This is a genomic window from Lysobacter sp. A421, assembly GCF_054052145.1.
Map to the genome: position 1 here is coordinate 11,912 of NZ_JBSVRL010000005.1, position 20,767 is coordinate 32,678.

At 63.5% G+C, this 20,767-nt stretch carries 27 protein-coding genes; 19 read left to right on the plus strand and 8 right to left on the minus strand.

Going from position 1 to position 20,767, the window contains the following annotated elements:
• Positions 1–27: 27 nt before the first annotated feature.
• The 10 genes from ACW7G6_RS12715 (at position 28) to ACW7G6_RS12760 (ending at position 6,432) form a co-directional block, all read left to right on the plus strand.
• Entirely contained in the window at positions 28–288 is a 261-nt protein-coding gene (locus tag ACW7G6_RS12715; protein WP_456980161.1) for an IS3 family transposase, read from the plus strand.
• On the plus strand, positions 285–740 hold the full coding sequence (locus ACW7G6_RS12720) for an IS3 family transposase (protein ID WP_456980162.1): 456 nt from the start codon (positions 285–287) through the stop codon (positions 738–740). The genes ACW7G6_RS12715 and ACW7G6_RS12720 overlap by 4 nt, the downstream gene beginning before the upstream one ends.
• A gap of 95 nt (positions 741–835) precedes the next feature.
• Positions 836–1,720 (plus strand): amidohydrolase family protein, encoded by an 885-nt coding sequence (locus tag ACW7G6_RS12725; protein ID WP_456980163.1) that lies wholly within the window; start codon positions 836–838, stop codon positions 1,718–1,720.
• An 88-nt stretch (positions 1,721–1,808) separates the two neighbouring features.
• On the plus strand, positions 1,809–2,372 hold the full coding sequence (locus ACW7G6_RS12730; RefSeq protein ID WP_456998399.1) for a DUF7010 family protein: 564 nt from the start codon (positions 1,809–1,811) through the stop codon (positions 2,370–2,372).
• A gap of 299 nt (positions 2,373–2,671) precedes the next feature.
• A complete protein-coding gene (locus ACW7G6_RS12735; RefSeq protein ID WP_456980165.1) occupies positions 2,672–2,992 on the plus strand; it encodes a DUF1330 domain-containing protein in 321 nt (106 codons plus the stop codon).
• A 200-nt stretch (positions 2,993–3,192) separates the two neighbouring features.
• Positions 3,193–3,543, plus strand: a complete 351-nt coding sequence (locus tag ACW7G6_RS12740) for a VOC family protein (RefSeq protein ID WP_456980166.1) — start codon at positions 3,193–3,195, stop codon at positions 3,541–3,543.
• 150 nt (positions 3,544–3,693) lie between these two features.
• On the plus strand, positions 3,694–4,089 hold the full coding sequence (locus ACW7G6_RS12745; RefSeq protein ID WP_456980167.1) for a VOC family protein: 396 nt from the start codon (positions 3,694–3,696) through the stop codon (positions 4,087–4,089).
• 186 nt (positions 4,090–4,275) lie between these two features.
• Positions 4,276–4,659, plus strand: a complete 384-nt coding sequence (gene crcB / locus ACW7G6_RS12750) for a fluoride efflux transporter CrcB (RefSeq protein ID WP_456980168.1) — start codon at positions 4,276–4,278, stop codon at positions 4,657–4,659.
• Between the two features lie 80 nt (positions 4,660–4,739).
• On the plus strand, positions 4,740–5,240 hold the full coding sequence (locus ACW7G6_RS12755) for a hypothetical protein (RefSeq protein ID WP_456980169.1): 501 nt from the start codon (positions 4,740–4,742) through the stop codon (positions 5,238–5,240).
• A gap of 328 nt (positions 5,241–5,568) precedes the next feature.
• Entirely contained in the window at positions 5,569–6,432 is an 864-nt protein-coding gene (locus ACW7G6_RS12760; protein WP_456998400.1) for a DNA ligase, read from the plus strand.
• Positions 6,433–6,464: 32 nt separating this feature from the next.
• Here the strand turns inward: ACW7G6_RS12760 and ACW7G6_RS12765 are convergent, their stop codons facing one another.
• The 3 genes from ACW7G6_RS12765 to ACW7G6_RS12775 are packed head-to-tail and all read right to left on the minus strand — an operon-like array spanning position 6,465 to position 8,493.
• Positions 6,465–7,421, minus strand: coding sequence for an aspartate carbamoyltransferase catalytic subunit (locus tag ACW7G6_RS12765; protein ID WP_456980171.1), 957 nt, complete (start codon positions 7,419–7,421; stop codon positions 6,465–6,467).
• Complete coding sequence (gene ruvX, locus ACW7G6_RS12770; protein ID WP_456998401.1) at positions 7,418–7,930, minus strand: Holliday junction resolvase RuvX; 513 nt, start codon at positions 7,928–7,930, stop codon at positions 7,418–7,420. The genes ACW7G6_RS12765 and ruvX overlap by 4 nt, the downstream gene beginning before the upstream one ends.
• Positions 7,927–8,493 carry a YqgE/AlgH family protein gene (locus ACW7G6_RS12775; RefSeq protein WP_456998402.1) on the minus strand — a complete coding sequence of 189 codons (567 nt, stop codon included), beginning with the start codon at positions 8,491–8,493 and terminating at the stop codon, positions 7,927–7,929. The genes ruvX and ACW7G6_RS12775 overlap by 4 nt, the downstream gene beginning before the upstream one ends.
• Before the next feature lie 175 nt (positions 8,494–8,668).
• Between ACW7G6_RS12775 and ACW7G6_RS12780 the strand changes: the two genes are divergently transcribed.
• From ACW7G6_RS12780 to ACW7G6_RS12790, 3 genes are read left to right on the plus strand one after another with little or no spacing between them, the layout of a single operon-like run.
• A complete protein-coding gene (locus tag ACW7G6_RS12780; protein WP_456998403.1) occupies positions 8,669–10,522 on the plus strand; it encodes a sensor histidine kinase in 1,854 nt (617 codons plus the stop codon).
• Positions 10,519–10,956, plus strand: coding sequence for a response regulator (locus tag ACW7G6_RS12785; RefSeq protein ID WP_456960903.1), 438 nt, complete (start codon positions 10,519–10,521; stop codon positions 10,954–10,956). Before ACW7G6_RS12780 ends, ACW7G6_RS12785 begins: the two co-directional genes overlap by 4 nt.
• A gap of 26 nt (positions 10,957–10,982) precedes the next feature.
• On the plus strand, positions 10,983–11,804 hold the full coding sequence (locus tag ACW7G6_RS12790; RefSeq protein WP_456998404.1) for a DUF4377 domain-containing protein: 822 nt from the start codon (positions 10,983–10,985) through the stop codon (positions 11,802–11,804).
• A gap of 47 nt (positions 11,805–11,851) precedes the next feature.
• Here the strand turns inward: ACW7G6_RS12790 and ACW7G6_RS12795 are convergent, their stop codons facing one another.
• Positions 11,852–12,994, minus strand: coding sequence for a PilT/PilU family type 4a pilus ATPase (locus ACW7G6_RS12795; RefSeq protein ID WP_456980176.1), 1,143 nt, complete (start codon positions 12,992–12,994; stop codon positions 11,852–11,854).
• Between the two features lie 69 nt (positions 12,995–13,063).
• Entirely contained in the window at positions 13,064–14,101 is a 1,038-nt protein-coding gene (locus ACW7G6_RS12800) for a type IV pilus twitching motility protein PilT (RefSeq protein WP_456980177.1), read from the minus strand.
• 236 nt (positions 14,102–14,337) lie between these two features.
• Here ACW7G6_RS12800 and proC point away from each other — a divergent pair, with 236 nt between their 5' ends.
• Both proC and ACW7G6_RS12810 read left to right on the plus strand, forming a co-directional pair.
• Positions 14,338–15,189 (plus strand): pyrroline-5-carboxylate reductase, encoded by an 852-nt coding sequence (proC, locus tag ACW7G6_RS12805; protein WP_456998405.1) that lies wholly within the window; start codon positions 14,338–14,340, stop codon positions 15,187–15,189.
• Between the two features lie 4 nt (positions 15,190–15,193).
• The gene (locus tag ACW7G6_RS12810) at positions 15,194–15,709 is read left to right on the plus strand and encodes a DUF4426 domain-containing protein (RefSeq protein ID WP_456998406.1); all 516 of its coding nucleotides are present in this window, start codon (positions 15,194–15,196) and stop codon (positions 15,707–15,709) included.
• 6 nt (positions 15,710–15,715) lie between these two features.
• Here ACW7G6_RS12810 and ACW7G6_RS12815 read toward each other — a convergent pair whose 3' ends face one another.
• From ACW7G6_RS12815 to ACW7G6_RS12825, 3 genes are all read right to left on the minus strand, one after another.
• Positions 15,716–16,540, minus strand: a complete 825-nt coding sequence (locus tag ACW7G6_RS12815; RefSeq protein WP_456998522.1) for an ABC transporter substrate-binding protein — start codon at positions 16,538–16,540, stop codon at positions 15,716–15,718.
• A 2-nt stretch (positions 16,541–16,542) separates the two neighbouring features.
• The gene (pdxH, locus tag ACW7G6_RS12820; protein ID WP_456998407.1) at positions 16,543–17,169 is read right to left on the minus strand and encodes a pyridoxamine 5'-phosphate oxidase; all 627 of its coding nucleotides are present in this window, start codon (positions 17,167–17,169) and stop codon (positions 16,543–16,545) included.
• 111 nt (positions 17,170–17,280) lie between these two features.
• Positions 17,281–17,484 (minus strand): dodecin family protein, encoded by a 204-nt coding sequence (locus ACW7G6_RS12825; protein WP_456980182.1) that lies wholly within the window; start codon positions 17,482–17,484, stop codon positions 17,281–17,283.
• Between the two features lie 132 nt (positions 17,485–17,616).
• On the opposite strand from ACW7G6_RS12825, the gene ACW7G6_RS12830 reads away from it, so the two are divergent.
• The 4 genes from ACW7G6_RS12830 (at position 17,617) to hemE (ending at position 20,744) form a co-directional block, all read left to right on the plus strand.
• Positions 17,617–18,156 carry a shikimate kinase gene (locus ACW7G6_RS12830; protein ID WP_456998408.1) on the plus strand — a complete coding sequence of 180 codons (540 nt, stop codon included), beginning with the start codon at positions 17,617–17,619 and terminating at the stop codon, positions 18,154–18,156.
• Positions 18,153–19,298, plus strand: coding sequence for a 3-dehydroquinate synthase (gene aroB / locus ACW7G6_RS12835; protein ID WP_456998409.1), 1,146 nt, complete (start codon positions 18,153–18,155; stop codon positions 19,296–19,298). Before ACW7G6_RS12830 ends, aroB begins: the two co-directional genes overlap by 4 nt.
• Before the next feature lie 46 nt (positions 19,299–19,344).
• Entirely contained in the window at positions 19,345–19,599 is a 255-nt protein-coding gene (locus ACW7G6_RS12840) for a WGR domain-containing protein (RefSeq protein WP_456980185.1), read from the plus strand.
• 71 nt (positions 19,600–19,670) lie between these two features.
• On the plus strand, positions 19,671–20,744 hold the full coding sequence (gene hemE, locus ACW7G6_RS12845) for a uroporphyrinogen decarboxylase (RefSeq protein ID WP_456998523.1): 1,074 nt from the start codon (positions 19,671–19,673) through the stop codon (positions 20,742–20,744).
• The last annotated feature ends 23 nt before the right edge of the window (positions 20,745–20,767 follow it).

Below are 20,767 nucleotides of genomic sequence, written 5' to 3' on the forward strand. Positions count from 1 at the left end.
AGCGCACGCGCCTTGGACGATGCTCGGTTGATCGATCACGTGCGGCGGGTGCATCAAGCAAGCCGGGAAACCTATGGCAGCCCGCGCGTGCATGCCGAGCTGCGCAAGCAAGGCGAGCCCGTCGGGCGTCGCCGGGTTGAGCGGCTGATGCGTGATCACGCGATCAAAGCCTGTTCGGCCACGCTCTATAGGCGCCTGCCGGGAATGGGCCGATTCTTCGCCAGTGTCGGCAATGAAATTCACGCCATTTCAGTTGAACGCACCGACCGGTATGGGTTACCGATGTGACTTACCTGAAAGTCGCCGGCACATGGCGTTACCTGGCGACGGTAATGGATCGGTATTCACGCCGCCTGCTGGGCTGGTCGCTGGGTCGGGAGAAGTCAGCCGAGTTGACCCGTCGAGCGCTGGTAGCGGCCGTGCGGCACCGGCAACTACAGCCCGGCACCCTGGTGCACAGCGATCGCGGCGTTGAATTTCTTGCGGGCACCTTCAAGCGCGCCTTGGCCAAGGCCGGTTTGGTGCAGAGCGTAAACCGCCCTCGCCGGATGACCGACAACGCGCACATGGAGTCGTGGAACAAATCCATGAAGTCGGACATGTACCACCGCCAGATTTTCACCGACGACCAGACGTTACGTTCTGCCCTGCGCAGTTACATCGATTTCTACAACCAGCACCGCTTGCATTCGGCGCTGGGCTATCGCTCACCAAACGAGTTTGAGGCACTATGTGTCTGATCGAAGGTGTCCACTTTTTCGTAGGAACTCTCAGCCGCTTCGCGGCTCGGCTTAACTCAGGCGTTAGGCGCACCACACAATTTCGGGGAAACGCTATGACGTTCAGCTACGAATTTGGTCGACTAGTTCTGCCAGTGGGCGGTCGCGTTATCGTTGCCGTTGCGTTGGCTTTGGTCGCGCAGGCTGCAGCCGCTCAATCGCCGCTCTTCGACTCGCACGTCCATCTTTCGAACGGCGAGAAGTCGCTTCAAGCCTATGAGGAGCAGCTGAAAGAGAGGCGGCCGGAGGTGGCGGGCATCGGTGCCATGTGGTTCGGCGGCCCGAACCAAGCACTCGTCGGGCACCCTGAGCAGATTCAGGTGCGCAACGACGACATCATCGCGTTGGCGGCCAATCACCCTAAGATGATACCGATCGTTACCGTCCATCCCTATGACAGCCCGACCGCGGTGGCAGAGCTGGAGCGCGTGGCGGCTAGGGGCGTCAAGGTCCTCAAGCTCCACCCGCACACCCAGAAGTTCGAGTCCGATGATCCGCGTGTGCTGACACTCGTCAAGCGCGCCGGCGAGCTCGACGTGATCGTGCTGATCGACAATGCAAATATTCTGCCTGGCGACAACCAGGATCTGTTCAACCTTGCGCTCCAAGCTCCCAGAACAAAGTTCATCTTTGCACATATGGGCGGAATGAACTTTCGCTTCTGGAATATCCTTAAAGCTGCACGGACAGCCGAAGGTCTGTTTGGCGACAACATCTATTTCGACATCTCTGCCACCGTCGTGCTTGTCGCCGATTCGCCCATAGAGGAAGAATTCGTTTGGACAATGCGTAATGTCGGGATTGATCACATCTTACTGGGATCGGACTATCCTCAATATTCGCTAGAGCAGAACGTGAGTGCGCTTAGCCGCTTAGATCTCAGCGAGAGCGAGAAGGCGAAGATACGTTACGAGAACGCCCGCACCCTGTTTGGTCCATAGGGACTGAGATCATGTTGTTGGCTCCGCTACGCATGTCGGCTTAACTCAGGCGCTACGCCGCACAGCCACTACAAGGAGATCCGGAAACATGGATATGGTGATTTCGGAAGCACAGGTGGACATGCGGCAGGGCTATTGCAGTGGTGGCGCCGGCATTCTAGCTTCGGCACTCGCCTGGTCAGTGGCCACGGGCGTTGCTGTTTTCGGCTCCGCTCAGAACGCGGTCTGGGCACTCCTCATCGGGGGCATGTTGATCCATCCGGTGGCGGTGCTCATCTGCAAGGTGTTGGGTTCTCGCGGAAGCCACGCCAAGGGCAATCCATTGGGCCAACTGGCAGGGGCCAGCACTTTTTGGCTCATCTTCTGCCTGCCACTTGCCTATGCGCTGAGCCTGCAAGAGCTGGACTGGTTCTTCCCGGCCATGCTGCTGATCATCGGCGGTCGCTACTTGGTGTTCGCAACTCTGTACGGTATGCGCCTGTACTGGGCGCTGGGCCTGGCCCTTGCCGCCGCAGGCTCCGCGCTGGGCTATCTGGCGGCTCCTGCGCTTGCCGCCGCCCTCACTGGCGCAGCACTCGAGGCGGTCTTCGCGGTCATCCTCCTCGTACAGCACCATCGCTGGGTGCTGGCTTCTATCCTTATCCGGACGTGATAGAAGCCTTCGCTGATCAGCTTGCCGAGTACAAATTCGCCAAGGGTTCGATCCAGTTTCCGTTGGGCAAGGCAATTCCCAAGGCGCTGGTCATCCGGATGGTTGAATACAGGTTGTCCCAACTGCATAAATGAGCACTGATCACACGGCGAGGGGCTCCAGGGGACGCTTCGCTTCGTCCAGCAGGCACGGATGGGGCACAGCCTCTTGCACCGGTCAGTTGTCATCGGCTTCGGACGGCCGGCTTCGGCTACTTCGCGGGCGCGTACTGATACATTTACGACATTTTGGAGCAATCTATGACTGCTTATGCTGTTGCCGTGATACGCGAAACCCGGTTTGGTGACGAGATCAAGGAGTACTTGCAACGCATCGACGACACACTGGCTCCCTTCTCTGGCGAGTACCGTGTACATGGCGGTCCCTATCAACCGCTTGAGGGTGCATGGTCCGGTGACTTGGTTGTCATTGAGTTCCCCTCCATGGAGCAAGCCCAAGGTTGGTACGAGTCCGATGCTTACAAGGCAATTCGCCCCCTGCGTACCGAGCACACAGAGGGTGACGTGCTTTTGGTTCAAGGCGTACCAGGGGGCCACAGAGGCGCAGACATCCTTGGCTAGCAGCCCAGGGTGGGGTGTCGGCCCTCACCCCAAGCCTCAGTTTGAGGTTGAGTTCCTGGCATCTGCCCCTGCCGCCGGATGAGTCATTTCTTGACCCACCAGGCCACAACAAAGGGTTGGATCGGTTCGGCAAGGTACTTTTTGGGCAGTCAGCAAGCGCCTAACGTCTTAGTTAAGCCGCAGTCGCAAACGGAGAGTTCATGAAAGTCCTCCGCATCGTCGCCAACATTGAAGCTCCAGACCCAGCTGAGGCTCAGGCCTTCTATCAGGATCTACTAGGCCTTGAACTTTTGATGGATCACGGCTGGATCAAGACTTTCGGGTCAAGCCACAAGATGACTGTGCAAGTCAGTGTTGCGTCGCAGGGTGGCTCCGGCACGCCGGTTCCTGATTTGTCGATAGAAGTTGATGATCTAAATAGTGCATTGAGTAGGGCCAGGCAAGCTGATATCGCGATCGAGTACGGACCTGTGGAGGAGCCGTGGGGTGTTCGTCGCTTCTATGTGCGCGACCCATTTGGCAGACTCCTCAATATTCTTGAGCATCTATGACGGGCTGCCGGTAAGCTGCGGCCCAAAAATTCATTCAGGCCGAAACCGCTTGGTTACACCAACGAGCTGGCAGGTTAAGCTTGCCACGTTGTCGGCTACGCAGGTCGGCTTAACTCAGGCGTTAACGCCCGCGCGAAACTGAGAGTATTCATGTACATCCCGTCCGGCTTTGGCACTGTTACACCATATTTCTTCGTCAAGGAAGCGGAGTCGTTTGTTTCATTCCTGGTCAAAGGACTCGGTGGTATAGAGGTGCTTCGCAGTCTGCGCCCAGACGGCCGTATCGCCAATGCGCAGGTTCGTATCGGCACTACCACCGTCATGGCAAGCGAGGCCACTGATCGTTACACGCCAATGCCAACCGCCTGTTACATCTATGTGGAGAACGCTGATAAGACTATGGCACAGGCGCTTGCGGCAGGTGCTACGCAGGAAATGGAGGTCAGCGACATGCCCTACGGCGATCGGCAAGGTGGCGTCAAAGACCCGCACGGTAATATCTGGTGGGTTTCTCAGCGTTTGGTTCAGGCCCCGTACTCAGCATGAACAGGCGGCCTCCAACATATCGCCGCAGCGGACGCGGTTCCCGCGCCGCTGATTTTCTGCGTTAGGCGGTTGACATCCAATGACCCAACTGGTCAAGGCCAACTCACATCGCCCAGTGCGACACAAATCATCGGCTTTGCCCCCCATCGCATCAGGCCTCAGTCCCAACCACGATCAGTCTCAAACATGAAAAGCATCCTGCTAGTCGGCCTCGGAGGATTCATCGGCTCTGTCGCACGCTACAAGCTTGGCGGTCTGGTACTGCACATGACAGCGCAGGAACGTCTTCCTTACAGTACGTTCGCGGTCAATATTCTGGGCTGTCTGGTCATCGGTGTTCTTGCCGGTCTGGCCGAGCGGTATGAGTTGTTCGGCCCCGGCACGAGGCTGTTTCTCTTCACCGGTCTGCTCGGAGGGTTCACAACCTTTTCCGCGTTCGGCCTTGACGCAATGTTGCTCTTGCGCCGCGGGGAGCTGTTGGTGGCTGCCTTGTATGCTGTTGCCAGCGTGGTCCTTGGCATCGCCGCAGTCTGGCTGGGGCTCAAGGTCATCTCGATGTTCCCGCGATGAGGCCGGACAATTCATTCAAGCCGAACCCGCTTGGCGTGTCGGATTGATTCAGGCGTGTAAGCCTCGGGAGAGGAATCATGATGCAGCGACCACTGCTAAAGGCGATCTTGGGCGCTGGTCTCATCGGTGGCGCTCTTGATCTTCTCTTCGCAATCTCGTTCGCCGGCTATAACGGTGCGGCGCCGAGCCGTGTCTTCCAAACCATCGCCAGCGGCCTCCTAGGTGACGCTGCCTTTGCAGGTGGTAGCAGCGTTGCCGTCCTGGGCGTCGGTTGCCATTTCGCGTTATCCGTCCTTTGGGCGGTTGTGTTTGCAATCGCTGCCCGGCAACTACCGGTCCTGGCACGTCGGCCCTTCGTGGCTGGGCTGGCCTTCGGGCTGATTGTCTTTCTATGCATGCGGCTGCTTGTTTTGCCGCTGTCGGCCTATCCTCACCCCGTCACTTTCAAGCCGCTGTCCACGGTCTTGGATCTGCTCTCACATATGCTCTTGTTCGGCATCCCCATCGCCCTGATCGTCAGCCGTGCAATCAGGGCTCGACGGCCTGACGCCGCTCGACCAAACCCTTCAAGTGGTCGATGAACCATCGTCCTGCGGGCCGGGGCGGCGCCGACGCCCGGTGACAAGCAGACATGATCAATGCGGAGTCCTCGCGTGTATCAAGGAGTACCAGGCTCCCCGCGGCGGTGTCGGACTCCACCATGTGACGAGGCATGCTGCCCCAGCCAACGCGAACGCCATCGGTGAGGAAGGCGTACTTGGTACTGTGCGACCAGAATCGTGCGGCCGACGGCAAGCCCGTACTGATTGACCCCTCCCAACGCAAGTCCGGCGGATGCGTCACACTGACGTCGAGCTCCGCTCGGGGATCAAGGATCCGATATCCAGCCATCAACTCAAGGATGAGACCATGCTTTTGCGCGCCCTGCTGTCATGCCTGCTGTTTTTTCCGTGCTGCCCATCGTCTTTCGCAGCCGAGCCCACGCCCCCCGCCTTGATGCTCGCGACGACCTACGAGGTCGGCATTGATGTGTCCGACTATTGGGTCAGCGAAAAGCTGGATGGGGTGCGCGGCCGTTGGGATGGCACGGTGCTGCGTACCCGGGGGGGATACCGGGTTGAACCCCCGGACTGGTTCACCGCTGACTGGCCGGCGGTGGCGATGGATGGCGAATTGTGGATGGGGCGCGGGCGGTTCTCCGACGTCAGCGGTGTGGTGCGATCCATTGAGCCGGATGAGGAGGCTTGGCGGCAGGTGAAGTTCATGGTGTTCGACCTGCCCGCCTCCACCGAGCCGTTCGGAACGCGAGTGATGCAGATGCGCTCCGTGCTTGCCCAGGCGGATATCGACTGGCTGCAACCGGTGGCCCAGGTCCGGGTCGCCAATGCCGGGGACCTCGACGAGCGGTTTGATGCGGTAGTCGCGGCCGGTGGCGAAGGGCTGATGCTGCATCATCGGCTGGCGAAATATGCATTTGGTCGAAGTGATGACCTGCTCAAGTACAAGCCATACCAGGATGCCGAGGCACGAGTGGTCGGCCATACGGACGGGCGCGGAAAATACACGGGCCTGCTTGGCGCGCTGATCGTGGAGCGACCCGACGGGCTCCGGTTCCGCATCGGCAGCGGCTTCACCGATGTGCAGCGGGCGGAACCGCCACCGGTGGGGAGCCATGTCACCTATAGATACAACGGATTGACATCCAACGGCGTGCCGCGTTTTGCGCGGTTCCTGCACATCCGCCATTTGCTGCCGCCTCCCGACCCCGAGTGATGATCACCCGGTAACCGCGTCTCGTGCGGGCACTACGCCGCTGACGCCTTCAACAGGCTTTCCAATACCGCCATCCGCACGGCGACCCCGTTGCGGACTTGTTGCAGGACCAGGGACTGCGCTCCATCGGCTACCTCGTCGGTAATCTCGACGCCACGATTGATCGGGCCCGGGTGCGTCACCACCGCGTCCGGCGCGGCCCGGCGCAGACGCGCGGCAGTGAGTCCGTAATCGCGGTGGTAATCATCCAGCGAGTTGACCAGGCCATCCGCCATCCGTTCGCGCTGCAGGCGCAGCATCATCACGACGTCGACGCCATCCAGAGCGGCGTCCAGGTCGTGGAGGACGCGGCAGCCCGGGAGGCTGGATGGATCCGGCAACAACCCCTCGGGCCCACAGACGCGGATCTCGCCGGTTCCGAGAGTGCGCAAGGCATCCAGATCGGAACGGGCCACGCGCGAGTGCTTGACGTCACCGACGATCAGTACATTGAGCCCGGAAAAGTCCCCACCCTTGGCTTGCCGCAGCGTCAGCATGTCGAGCAAACCCTGGGTGGGATGGGCGTTGCGGCCATCGCCAGCGTTCACCAGCGAGGTCTGTGCGCCCGCGTGGGCGGCAAGCGCCGCCACCGCGCCATTGTCCTGATGACGCACCACGAACCCGCGCACGCCCATCGCCTCGATGGTCCTGAGGGTGTCACTGGCCGTTTCACCTTTGCGGGTGGAGGACGTGGACACATCGAAATTGAGTACGTCGGCGCCGAGCCTTTGGGCCGCGAGCTGGAAGCTCAGCCGGGTGCGGGTGGACGCCTCGAAAAACAAGGTGCAAACAGCAACACCGGCAAGTGAATGGCGGTTGTCCTGGCCATCGGCATAACGCTGGGCGTGGTCGAGCAGCGCGACAAGCTGCTTGCGCGGCATGTCCTCCAAGGTCAGCAAATGCCGACTGGCCGGCCCGGAGACCTCTGGATAATGCGTGGTGACAGTCATGTGTTCTCTTCGCTAACCCGGCAGATGGATATGGCGTCATCGGGTGCTGCCAACCAGCGCTCGACAATGACCGCGGCGGCAACCGCATCCAGCGTTTGCGCATCCTTGCGCCGCTTGCGGCCCTGGGCCCGATCATCGGCAAAACGTTGTGCTGCCTCGATCGAGCTGGAGCGCTCGTCGACCAGCGCCACGGGCAGCCGGTAACGCGCCTGCAGCTGACGCGCAAAGGCGTGCGCCCGGACCCTGGCCGGCTGGCTGCCACCGTCCAGGGTCAGCGGGTCACCAACGACCATGCCGTCGGGGAGCCATTGACTGCGCAACCGGTCCAGTGTGACCCAGTCCGGGCCGTGATCATGTACGCCGATAACCGCCAACGGACGGGCGTGGTGACCGAAGCTGTTGCCCACGGCGACGCCGATCCGGCGGGAGCCCACATCGAAACCAAACACGGTGCCGTCGCGGCGGATCTCCGCCGCTTCCGCAACCGGCGTCGGCGTGCCGGCACTCATGCGCGCCCGGAATAGGAAGCCAGGTGGGCAAAATCCACACCGATGCGGCCGGCGGCGGCTTCCCAGCGGACGTCCAATGGCAGGGAAAACAGCAACTCGGTGTCGGCGGGAGCGGTCAACCAGTCATTTTCGGCCAACTCCTGCTCAAGCTGACCGGCCCCCCATCCAGCGCAACCCAGCGCGACCAGCGCGTTGGCCGGCCCCTCACCGCGCGCCATCGCTTCCAGGATGTCGCGCGAGGTGCTCAGGAACAATGACGGGCTGATTGCCAGCGTCGAGTCCCATTGGCCACCGCCATCGTGCAGGACGAAGCCGCGCTCGGGGTGGACCGGGCCGCCTGCCAGCACGGGCTGGGCGCGCATGCCCTCATCACCACCGTCAACATCCATCTGCCCCAGCACGTCGCCCAGGCAATACTCGGAGGTACGGTTGACCACGATGCCCATCGCCCCATCAGCGTCGTGCTGGCAGATCAGGGCGACGCTGCGCGAGAACGGGCTCTCGCCCAGGGACGGCAAGGCGATCAGCAGCTGATTGGCAAGTAGGGTGGCGACAGAACTCATGGCCAGCATTCTAGCCTGCGCATCCACCAAGCCAACGGGTATTCACACGGGACTGATCCGCGATCACCCATTGTTGATTTGCTCGAAACCAGACGCGATGATGCCCGGGTCTTGGGCCCGGCCCACGCAATGGCGGTGACGGGGACGACCACACCGACAGGGGAGCAACAACAACATGCCGATGACCGCGCGCAGCGAACGATGGAAGCGGTGGCGACTGCCGGCGCTGGCGGCTGCCATCCTGCTGATTGTCGTGCTGCCCATGATCCTGCTGTACTCGGTGATGCGTGGAAACTTCGAAGCCGCCGACCGGGTCAACCACATCCGCAACGTGGAGTCGATGATCCACTCGTTGACGTATGACGTGCGCAATACCGAGGCCGCCACACTGGCACTCGCCGCCGGTATCGACACGCCGCTGGTCCGCAGCCGCCTGCAGGACAGTACCGCGCAGATCCCCGAGAAGTTCGCCAAGCTGGTTCAACTCACGCGCGAAGATCCGCAGCAGCAACTGGCCATGGGCCAGCTGAAAAGCATCCTGGAGCAACGTCGCCGTCTGGCCGATGAGACCACGCGCAGTACCGGCCGGGATGAGCAGTTCACCAGGGCCGAGGAGATCATCACCCGCTATCCGATCCAGTCGATTACCGCGCAGATCCTGGACCGGGAACATGAGCGTCTCGACCACCACATCGACATTGCGCAACGCCTGCGTGGCCAAGGCTACGGCCTGATCTGGGTGGCCATGATCGCGCAGCTCGCGCTGCTGGGCCTGCTGACGTACTTGTCGCAAGCCCAGAGCGTTCGCAGTCTGCACACCGAGCGTGCGTTGCAAGGTGCCAACGCCCGTGCAGAATCGGCTTTGCAGACGGTGCGTGAACCGATCGTGGCGATTGACGCCGGCCAACGCGTGGTGATGCACAACACGGCGTTCACCGAGCTGTATGGCCATCCCGAAACCGAGGGCCGTAAGGACGCTGACCCCGCGTTGGCGAATGCGGAGGTTTTCCACGGCCGCCCATTGGCAGAGATTGGCGGAGGCGCCTGGCAAGACCCGGTATTCCTGCAACGCCTGACCGACGTACTCAAGCGCAACCGGGAGTTGTGGGATTACGAGCAGCGCCAGCGCACCAGCGATGGCAGCGACCGGGTGATGCTCATCAACGCCCGGCGCATGCCGCTACCGGACAGCGAGGACCGGGTGGTGTTGATCACCGTCAGTGATATCACCGCGCGGAAGGCCACCGAGAACCACATCCGCGAACTCAACAGTCAGCTGGAAGGCAAGATCGAGCAGGTATCGGAAGTCAACCGGGAGCTGGAGGCATTCAGCTATTCGGTATCGCATGACTTGCGCGCCCCGTTGCGGCATGTCGCCGGCTTTGCCGACAAGCTCGGCCAGCACCTGGGTGATGAACTCGACGACAAGGGTCGCCACTACCTCGATGTCATCGGCAGCTCGGCCAAGCGCATGGCTTCGCTGATTGACGACCTGCTGGTTTACTCCCGCCTGGGGCGCAGTGCTTTGCGACTGCAGGCGGTGGACATGCAGTCCATGGTGTCCGAAACCCGGGCAATGCTCGAAGCCAACACGGCCATCGACGCGCCCGATCGCCAGATCACCTGGCGCATCGCCCCGCTGCCCATCCTCATCGGGGACGAGAACATGCTCCGCCAAGTCTGGCTCAACCTGCTGGGCAACGCGGTCAAGTACAGCTCCGGACGCGAACCTTCCGTGATCGAAGTCGACCACGAACGCCTGCAAGATGGCAGTCATCACTTCAGCGTGCGCGACAATGGCACCGGCTTCGACATGCAATATGCAGGGAAGCTGTTCGGGGTATTCCAGCGCATGCACAAGGCCTCCGAATTCCCCGGCACCGGCATCGGCCTGGCGAGCGTTCGCCGGGTGATAACGCGCCATACTGGCCGGGTCTGGGCGGACGCCACGCCAGACGTTGGCGCGGTCTTCCATTTCGTGCTTCCTTCCACCCTTGACAACACCCCTGACCGAGAGCGCAACGCATGAATCCGATCCGCACCATCTTGTTGGCAGAAGACAGTCCCGCCGATGCCGAAATGGCGATGGACGCCCTGCGCGAGGCCAACCTCATCAACCACGTCGTCCATGTAGAGGACGGCGTCGAGACGCTGGACTACCTCCTGCGCCGCGGCCGCTGGGCCGACCGCAAGGACGGCGACCCGGCCGTGCTGCTGCTCGATATCAAGATGCCGCGGATGGATGGTCTGGAAGTGCTGCAGAAGATGCGCGACGACGAGTCGCTACGGCGTATACCGGTGGTGATGCTGACCTCCTCCAGCGAGGAGAGTGACTTGGCGCGCAGTTGGGACCTGGGTGTCAACGCGTACGTGGTCAAGCCCGTGGATATCGATCAGTTTTTCACGGCAGTAAAGACGCTTGGCCAGTTCTGGGCGATATTCAACGAAGTACCGTCGGAATAACCGCGTTCTGCCCGAAAGGAGTGACCATGAAACCATTGGTGTTGCTGTTCCCGCTGATGCTCGTTGCGTGTTCCGCGCCAACCCCACCCGACGCCGCCCCGCCACCGGTCACCAACGCGGCAATCGCGGACGCCACGGCCGGGCAAGCCGTGGATTCCGCGTTGCTTGGGCGTTACCACTGGCAGCTTGATCAAGCCACCGACGCCGACGGCCAGCGTATCGATGCGCTGCTCGTCCGTCCTGAGCATCCGGTGCAACTGGACTTCGCGGACAGCCGCATCCAGATCAGCAACACCTGCAACTCGATGAGCGGCGGTTTCAGCATTGACGGCGGACAGCTGCAGGTCGACCGATTGGCGCAAACCATGATGGCGTGCGCCGACCCCGCACTGGCCGCACTTGACGATGCCGTCGGTGACCGCCTGGCCGATCCGGCAACCATTGCATCGCAACAAGATGGCGACAGCGCCCAACTGACCCTGACCACCACCAGCGGCGACGTCCTGGTATTCGTCGGCAAGCCCACGGCGGAAACGCGCTACGGCAGCGAAGGCGAGCAGGTGTTTCTGGAAGTCGCTGCGCAGACCAAACCTTGCAACCACCCCCTGATTCCCGACAAGTCCTGCCTGCAGGTGCGCGAGCGGACGTATGACGAGAACGGGCTGGTCGTCGGTACGCCCGGAGAATGGGAGCCGCTATACCAGGATATCGAGGGCTACACGCACGAGCCGGGCATCCGCAATGTGCTGCGGTTGAAGCAGTTCACCATCGCCAATCCACCTGCCGATGGCTCGTCAATCGCGTACGTGCTGGACATGGTGGTCGAGTCCGAACGCGTCACGCCCTGATAAATGAGTGACCGGCATTCAACGCCGGCCAGACCACGCCGCAACTCTCAGCGCGTCTCGGCGATCTCAACGCCTTCCATGCCCGCTGACAGGGTTCGGGCATCGCCACTCTGGGCCAGCTTGATGCGCAGCCGCACCTCGTTCTGCGAGTCGGCATACCGCAGCGCATCGTCGTAGCTGATCTCGCCGGCCTGGTAGAGCTCGAACAAGGCCTGGTCGAAGGTGCGCATGCCCAACTGGATGGACTCCTTCATCACTTCCTTGAGCTTGTGGATCTCGCCGTCGCGGATGTAGTCCTGGACCAGCGGAGTGCCGAGCAAGATCTCCATCGCGACGCGACGCGATTTGCCGTCCGGGGTAGGGATCAGCTGCTGCGCCACGACACCCTTGAGGTTCAGCGACAGATCCATCAACAACTGGTTGCGACGATCCTCAGGGAAGAAGTTGATCATCCGGTCCATCGCCTGGTTGGCGTTGTTGGCGTGCAACGTGCACAGCACCAGGTGGCCGGTCTCGGCGAAGGCGATCGCGTGGTCCATGCCCTCCCGGGTGCGCACCTCACCGATCATGATCACGTCCGGTGCCTGGCGCAGGGTGTTCTTGAGCGCGTTCTCCCAGCTGTCGGTGTCGATGCCGACTTCGCGCTGGGTGATGATGCAGCCCTCGTGCTTGTGCACGAATTCGATCGGGTCTTCGATGGTGATGATGTGGCCGGTCGAGTTCTGGTTGCGATAGCCGATCATCGCCGCCAGTGACGTCGACTTGCCGGTGCCGGTCGCGCCGACGAACAGGATGATGCCGCGCTTGGTCATCGCCAGGGTCTTGATCACCGGCGGCAGGCCGAGTTCCTCGATGGTCGGGATCTTGGTCTCGATCCGCCGCAACACCATGCCGACCTGGTTGCGCTGGTAGAAGCAGCTCACCCGGAAGCGGCCGACGTTGGCCAGGCCGATCGCGAAGTTGGCCTCGTGGGTCTTCTCGAACTCCTCGCGTTGCATCGGGTTCATCACGTTGAGCACCAGGTCGCGACTCTGCTGTGGCGTCAACGGATTCTGGGTGATCGGCTGCAGGGTGCCGTTGACCTTCATCTGCGGCGCCATGCCGGCAGTGATGAACAAGTCGGACGCTTTCTCGTGCGCCATCAACTTGAGGAACGAGGTGAAGTCGATGCTTTCGGCGGTGCTGCTCATTGCGGTATCCCCTGGGTCGCAAGGCTCAATGCCCGGCGACGTATTTCGGTAGGTCGGTCAATCACTCGATCAGTCGAACAGGCGCTTGTCCTTGGCGTACTCGCGGGCTTGCGGACGCAAGATCAGGCCACGCTTCACCAGGTCTTGCAGGTGCTGGTCGAGGGTCATCATTCCGGCGTTCTGGCCGGTCTGGATCGACGAGTACATCTGCGCGACCTTGTCCTCGCGGATCAGGTTGCGGATGGCCGGGGTGCCGACCATGATTTCCCATGCGGCCGTACGCCCGCCGCCCACCTTCTTCAGCAGCGCCTGGCTGATCACCGCACGCAGGGATTCCGACAGCATCGAGCGCACCATCGGCTTCTCGCCGGCGGGAAACACATCGATGATGCGGTCGACCGTCTTGGCCGCCGAGCTGGTATGCAAGGTGCCAAATACCAGATGGCCGGTTTCCGCGGCCGTCAGCGCCAGGCGGATCGTCTCCAGGTCGCGCAACTCGCCCACCAGGATGTAGTCGGGATCCTCACGCAGCGCCGAGCGCAATGCTTCGCTGAATCCATGGGTATCGCGGTGGACTTCGCGCTGGTTGATCAGGCATTTCTGCGAGGTGTGCACGAACTCGATCGGGTCTTCAACCGACAAGATGTGCGCGTACTCGTTCTTGTTGATGTGGTCGATCATCGCCGCCAGCGTGGTCGATTTGCCCGAGCCGGTCGGGCCGGTGACCAGGATCAGGCCCTGCGGCTGGTCGATCAGTTCCTTGAAGATGCGCGGGGTCCCGAGGTCCTCCAGCGTCAGAACTTCGGAGGGAATCGTGCGGAACACGGCACCGGCGCCGCGGTTCTGGTTGAACGCGTTGACACGGAAGCGGGCAAGGCCGGGAATCTCGAACGAGAAATCGACCTCGAGGAACTCCTCGAAGTCGCGCCGCTGCTTGTCCGACATGATGTCGTAGATCAGCGCGTGGACGGACTTGTGGTCCAGCGCCGGGATATTGATCCGGCGGACGTCACCGTCAACCCGGATCATCGGCGGCATGCCCGCGGACAGATGCAGGTCGGATGCCTTGTTCTTGACCGAAAATGCCAATAGTTCGGCGATATCCATATATGTTCCCCAACACCGTGGATGGTTTGTCCCGCCGCATATCAACGACCCCCGCCCGGAACGCCGGCAGTCGTTTGTTGGCTGGCACTTGAAAGCCCCTTGGCCAGCAGTATAGCCCCGGACCCGCGTCGTCAACCCTGTCTTTCATCACAGGATCAGCGACTGTCATCGCCCAGCCAGGCAAGCCGGCGCCGGCCCTCTTACACTGGCCGCCTGTCCGCAACAAGGTTTCCCACATGAGTTCCGCATCCAGCCCTGCCTCCGTGCAGTTCCCGGTCGTTGCCTTCATCGGTGGCGGCAACATGGCCCGCAGCCTGATCGGCGGCATGATTGCGCGCGGTGCCGAGCCCGGCCGCGTGCGCGTGGCCGAGCCGGTCGAAACATTGCGGCAGTCGCTGCAGGCCGATTTTGGCGTGTCGGCCTTCGCCACGGCCAGCGAGGCCGTCCAGGGCGCGGCGGTCTGGTTGCTGGCCGTCAAGCCGCAGGTCATGCGGGCGGTCTGCAACGAGGTCGCCGCCATCGCGCAGTCCACCCGACCGGTGGCCATCTCGGTTGCGGCCGGCATCACCTCCGGCCAGCTGTCGGGCTGGCTGGGCGGCGACGTTCCGGTGGTGCGTGCGATGCCCAACACACCGGCGCTGCTCGGGGCGGGCATGACCGGGCTGTTTGCCAACCCCCACGTGGATGCCACACAGCGCGAGCAGGCAACCCGGTTGCTGGATGCGGTCGGAATCACCGCCTGGATCGACGATGAGCGCCAAATGGACGCCGTCACCGCCGTATCGGGCAGCGGTCCCGCCTATGTCTTCCTGCTCTCGGAAGCGATGCAGGCCGCCGGCGTGAAGCAGGGTCTGTCCGCCGATACGGCGCGCGTGCTCGCCAACCAGACCCTGCTCGGTGCCGCCCGCATGCTGACGGAGCTGGACGAGTCCGCCGACGGCCTGCGCAAGAAGGTCACCTCACCCGGCGGGACCACCCACGCCGCGATCCAAGCCTTCGAGACCGGCGGCTTGCGTGAGCTGGTCGACCGTGCAATCACCGCCGCCACCGTGCGCGGGCGCGAGCTGTCGGCAGCGAACGAGGACTGAGACGATGACTCCCTCCATTACGCGTACGGCCTTGCGGATGGCCCTGGCCGGACTGCTGGGCACCGCCTTGTTGTCGGGGTGCTCGGCCGAGGCACCCTCGCCCGACACCGCCGGTATCGCGCCGGCCACGACCGCCGCGGCGTCCCAGGACACCACGATCCGGATCGGCGACACCACCGTGCGCGCCACGGTGCTGCAGACCTCGACGCTGGGTGAATTGGTCGCCAGCAAGTACGGCATTGAACGCAGCGACGATCGCGTCATGCTGCTGGTCGGTTTGCGCCAGGGCGAGTCCGGACAGGCGGCGTCAGTCCCGGCGCAGGTCAGTGCCACCACAACCGACCTGCGCGGACAACGCGAGAGCATCGAGTTGCGCCCGCTGGCCAGCGGCGAGCTGGTCGATTACGTCGGTTTCGTCCAGGTCACCTTGCCCGACACGCTGAGGTTCCAGGTCGACATCCAGTTGGACGACGGCGCGCGCTCGACCATGCGCTTCAGTCGCCAGTTCGCCCCGCACTGAGCGCGCTCAGCCGTGGCGCGCGGCCCAATCGTTGATGATCGCGGCAATCGCGTTGACGCCATCGGTCAACGCGGCCGGGCCGGGCTGCAGGATCATCACCGACTTGATCTCGTGCAGCTCGCCGTCACGCACCGCCGCGATGGCATCCCAGCCATCGCGGGCGGCGACCTTTTCCGGGCGGAACTTCTTGCCACACCACGACCCCAGGATGATGTCCGGCGCACGCCGGATCACCTCGTCGGGGTCTTCCAGGATGCGTTGTTTGGCCAGCGATTCGGCGGCGCGTTCCGGGAAGATGTCGTCGCCGCCGGCGATGCGTACCAGTTCGGCCACCCACTGGATCCCGCTGATCAGTGGCTCATCCCACTCTTCGAAATACACCCTCGGCCGTCGTGGCAAACGCGCGGCGGTCTCGGCAATGCGGTCCAGCCCGCGCTGCAGCTCATCGGCGTAAGCATTGGCCTTGTCGGACGCGCCCACCAGCGCCCCCAGCCGGCGGACATAGTCCACGATGCCGTCGACACTGCGATGGTTGCTGATCCACACCTCGACCCCGCTGCGGATCAATTCGGCGGCAATGTCCGCCTGGATGTCGGAAAACCCCACCACGAAGTCGGGTTCGAGTTTCAGGATCTCGCCGATCTTCGCACTGGTGAACGCGCTGACCTTGGGTTTGGTCTTGCGCGCGATCGGCGGCCGCACGGTAAACCCGCTGATGCCGACGATGCGGTCCTGCTCACCAAGCGCGTACAAGGTCTCGGTGGGTTCTTCGGTCAGGCAGACGATCCGCCTCGGGCCCTTCGTGGTCGCCGTCCCCGTCGCCGCCGGCATGCTCACGGGTACAGATTCCGCTTCGACCATTCGCCGGCCGCATCGCACTCGTACAGCTGTCGCTCGTGCAGGCGAAACTGTGCGCCGTACCAGAACTCGATCGCCATCGGTCGCACACGCAGCCCGGTCCAGCGCGGCGGACGCGGAATGTCGCGGCCCTCGAACTCCTGCTCGACCTGGGCTATCCGCTCATGGAAGCGCTCGCGGTCCAGGGTCTCGGACTGCTTGGATGCCCAGGCCCCGACCTGGCTGCCGCGGGCACGCGTGGCGAAATAGGCGTCCGCCTCCTCGTCGCTGACCATCTCCACCGGCCCGGCGATCCGTATCTGCACGCCCTCGCGTACCCGCGGCCAATGGAACATCAAGGCCGCGCGCGGGTTGTCCTGCAACTCGCGACCCTTGCGGCCATCCAGATGGGTGTAGAAAACAAACCCACGCCCGTCGTGCGCCTTCAACAACACGGTTCGCAGCGACGGGCAGGCATCGCGGCTGGCGGTCGCTACCGCCATCGCCGTCGGGTCCGGTTCACCGGCAATGCCTGCTTGCGCAAACAGCTCGTCAAAGGTCACGAGCGCCTCGCGCAGCAGCTCGGGAAGCGCTGGTTCCAGCGCGGTCGCGTCAATGGTCATGCGGCTATTGTGGGCCGGCGCGGCGCTGGCTGCACCCGTTGCCGACGACAGCACGCCGTGACAGCCCGCCGGCCGGGCCGACGCTACTGGGTCAACGGTACTTGACCAACGCTACTGGACCATGAAGCTCACTTTCATGTCCGCCCGCCACTCGGTGATGTTGCCCTCTGCATCGGTAACCACCTTGATCTCCTTGATCCAGGCACCCTGCAGGCCCTTTACCGAGGTGGCGGCCTTGTGCAGGCCGACCTGGATCGCGTCTTCCAGGCCTTTCGTAGACGAGGCATTGAGTTCAATGATTTTTGCAACTGCCATGATGATCTCCAGAAGAATCTGCGCGTCGCGATATGCGACCCGGAGCAATGAACCTAGCCGGGACCGTGTTAAAGACGCGCAAACGGTCCGGCAGCGCCGCCATCGACCGCTGGCAACCTCTACAATCGCCGCATGAATCCTGCTGCAAACTTAATCCTGGTCGGCCCAATGGGTGCCGGCAAATCCTGCATCGGCGCACGCCTGGCGACCCATTTCCGGCTACCGCTGGTCGACAACGACCAGCAAGTCGAACAACGCGCGGGTGCCAGTGTCGATGCGATCTTCCGCTCCGAAGGCGAGCCCGGCTTCCGCAGTCGCGAGCGCACGACGCTGGCGGAGGTATTGAACGGCGACGGCATCGTGCTGGCCACCGGTGGCGGCACGGTACTGGACAGCGGCAATCGCCAACTGTTGCGTGAGCGGGGCTTCGTGGTGCATTTGCACGTCAGCGTCGCCCAGCAACTGGCCCGCCTGGCCGACGACAAGACCCGCCCATTGCTGCAACGTGAGGACCGCGACGTCGCGTTGCACCAGCTCGCCCTGCTGCGCACACCGCTGTACGCGCAGGTCGCGGACCTGCGCTTCGACACCGGCAGTTTGTCGATCGAGCAGGCGACCACCGCGCTGGTCGAACAGCTGGAGCAGCAATGGCGACGCGCCGTCACTCCATGAGTGCCATCCGCACCGTCGAGGTAGACGCGGCCGCGCCCTACACCATCAGCATCGGCCCGGGCTTGCTGGCCGACGGTGCCTGCATCGCCGCCGCGATCCGCGGACGCCACGCACTGCTGGCAAGCGATGCCAACGTCGCGCCGTTGTATGCCCGTGGTGTAGAGGACAGCCTGCGCGTGGCGCTGCCGGGGCTGGCCTGCGCGCGGCTCGTGATCCCCGCCGGCGAACACGAAAAGACCATGGCCCGGTTCAGCGAGGCGCTGGATGCACTGGCCGCCATGGGCGCGACCCGGGATGCCGTCGTGCTTGCATTGGGAGGTGGCGTCATCGGTGACCTGGCCGGGTTCGCCGCTGCCTGCTGGATGCGTGGCATCGACGTGATCCAGCTGCCCACCACGTTGCTGGCGATGGTCGACTCCTCGGTAGGCGGCAAAACCGCTGTCGACCTGCCCTCGGGCAAGAACCTGGTCGGCGCATTCCATTCCCCCCGCGCGGTGATCGCCGACACCACGACGTTGCGCACCCTGCCCGACCGCGAATTGCGCGCCGGGCTGGCCGAAGTGGTCAAGTACGGCGCGATCGCCTCGTCCCTGGACTCCGACGATGCCGGCTTCCTGGGCTGGCTGGAAAGCCATGTCGATGCCCTGCTGGCCCGCGACGATGCGGTATTGACCGAAACCATCGCCCGCTGCTGCGCGCTCAAGGCCGCGGTGGTCGCGCGCGACCCGTTCGAGCGTGGCCAGCGCGCGCTGCTCAACTTCGGCCATACCTTTGGCCATGCCATCGAGACCCAGCAGGGCTATGCCGGCACCACCGCCGATGGTCTCAACCATGGCGAAGCGGTCGCGGTCGGCATGGTGCTGGCAACGCGCCTGTCGGCCCGGCTGGGGCTGGCGCCGACGGCCGATGCCGAGCGTCTGTGCGCCCTGCTGCATCGTTTTGGCCTGCCGACCGGGCTGCCCTCCGGGCTCGATCCCACCGCACTGCTGGCGCGCATGCGGCTGGACAAGAAGGCCAACGCCGACGGTATCCGCTTCGTGCTGTGGGACGGCATCGGCCATGGACGGCTGGTCGCCGGGGTGGACGATCCAGCGGTATTGGCGGTGCTCGCCGACGCCACGCCCGTCCCCGCTGGCCGGTGACGCCAGCTTCCGATAGCCGCGCTTGGGAACCCCGTACAATCCAGCCATGCGCCTGCTACTGCAACAACGCCCCGACCACGCTGAAGCGCCCCGCTTCGTCCAGCTGATGCTCCAGCCCGACCTGCTGGGTGGCTGGACACTGGTGCGCGAGTCTGGCCTGATCGGCGGTCGCAGCCAGGTGCGTCGCGAGCAGTTCCTGGACCATGCCAGCGCGATTGCCGCGCTGGAACAGGCACGCGACCATCAGCTCAAGCGCGGCTTCCAGCTGATGTTCAGCCAAGGCGCCAACGCACCGCGATAGATCGACGGCGACGCCCGTGCGCCGATGAACCACATCCACTTACCAGGAGTCCCGCCTTGTCCGACCAGGCCTTGTCCACCCCGCCCCGCAACGACCGTTTCCTGCGTGCCCTGCGCCGCGAACCCGTGGATTGCACGCCGGTCTGGCTGATGCGTCAGGCCGGGCGTTACCTGCCCGAGTATCGCGCGACCCGGGCCGCCGCCGGCAGCTTCCTGGCGCTGGCGAAGAACCCCGAACTGGCTTGCGAGGTCACCTTGCAACCGTTGCGGCGGTTCCCGCTGGACGCGGCAATCCTGTTCTCCGACATCCTGACCATCCCCGATGCCATGGGGTTGGGGCTGTATTTCGTCGATGGCGAAGGTCCAAAGTTCGAGCGCCCGGTGCGCACCGCCGCCGACATCGCCAAGCTCGGCGTGCCCGATATGGCGACCGACCTGCGCTACGTGATGGACGCGGTCAGCACCATCCGCCGCGAGCTGGACAACGCAGTGCCGCTGATCGGCTTCTCCGGCAGCCCGTGGACGCTGGCCTGCTACATGGTCGAAGGCAGCGGCAGCAAGGACTTCGCGCGGGTGAAGGCGTTGGCGATGAACGACCCCGCCGCGATGCACCGGTTGCTGGACGTGACCACCGACGCGGTGATTGCCTACCTCTCGGCGCAGCGTGCGGCCGGCGCGCAGGCGCTGCAGTTGTTCGATACCTGGGGCGGCGTGCTGTCGCCGTCGATGTACCGCGAGTTCTCGCTGCGCTACATGCAGCGCATCGCCGCTGAACTTCCGCGCGGCGAAGGTGCCGAGCGCACCCCACTTATCCTCTTCGGCAAGGGCAATGGCGCCTATGTCGGCGAGCTGGCGGACACCGGCGCCGAAGGTATCGGCGTGGACTGGACCATCGACCTGGCCGATGCGGCCCGCCGCGCCGGTGGCAAGGTCGCGTTGCAGGGCAACCTGGACCCGGTGACCTTGTATGCCGAGCCGGACACCATCCGTGCCCACGTCGGCCGCGCGCTCGACAGCTACCGCGATGGCAACGACGGCTCCCGCGAAGGCCACGTATTCAACCTCGGCCACGGGATGTCGCCCGACATGAAACCCGAGCATGTGGCGGTCATGGTGGATGCGGTGCACCAGCTCAGCGCACGCTGATCGGGGAAGGCCCGGACAACCGG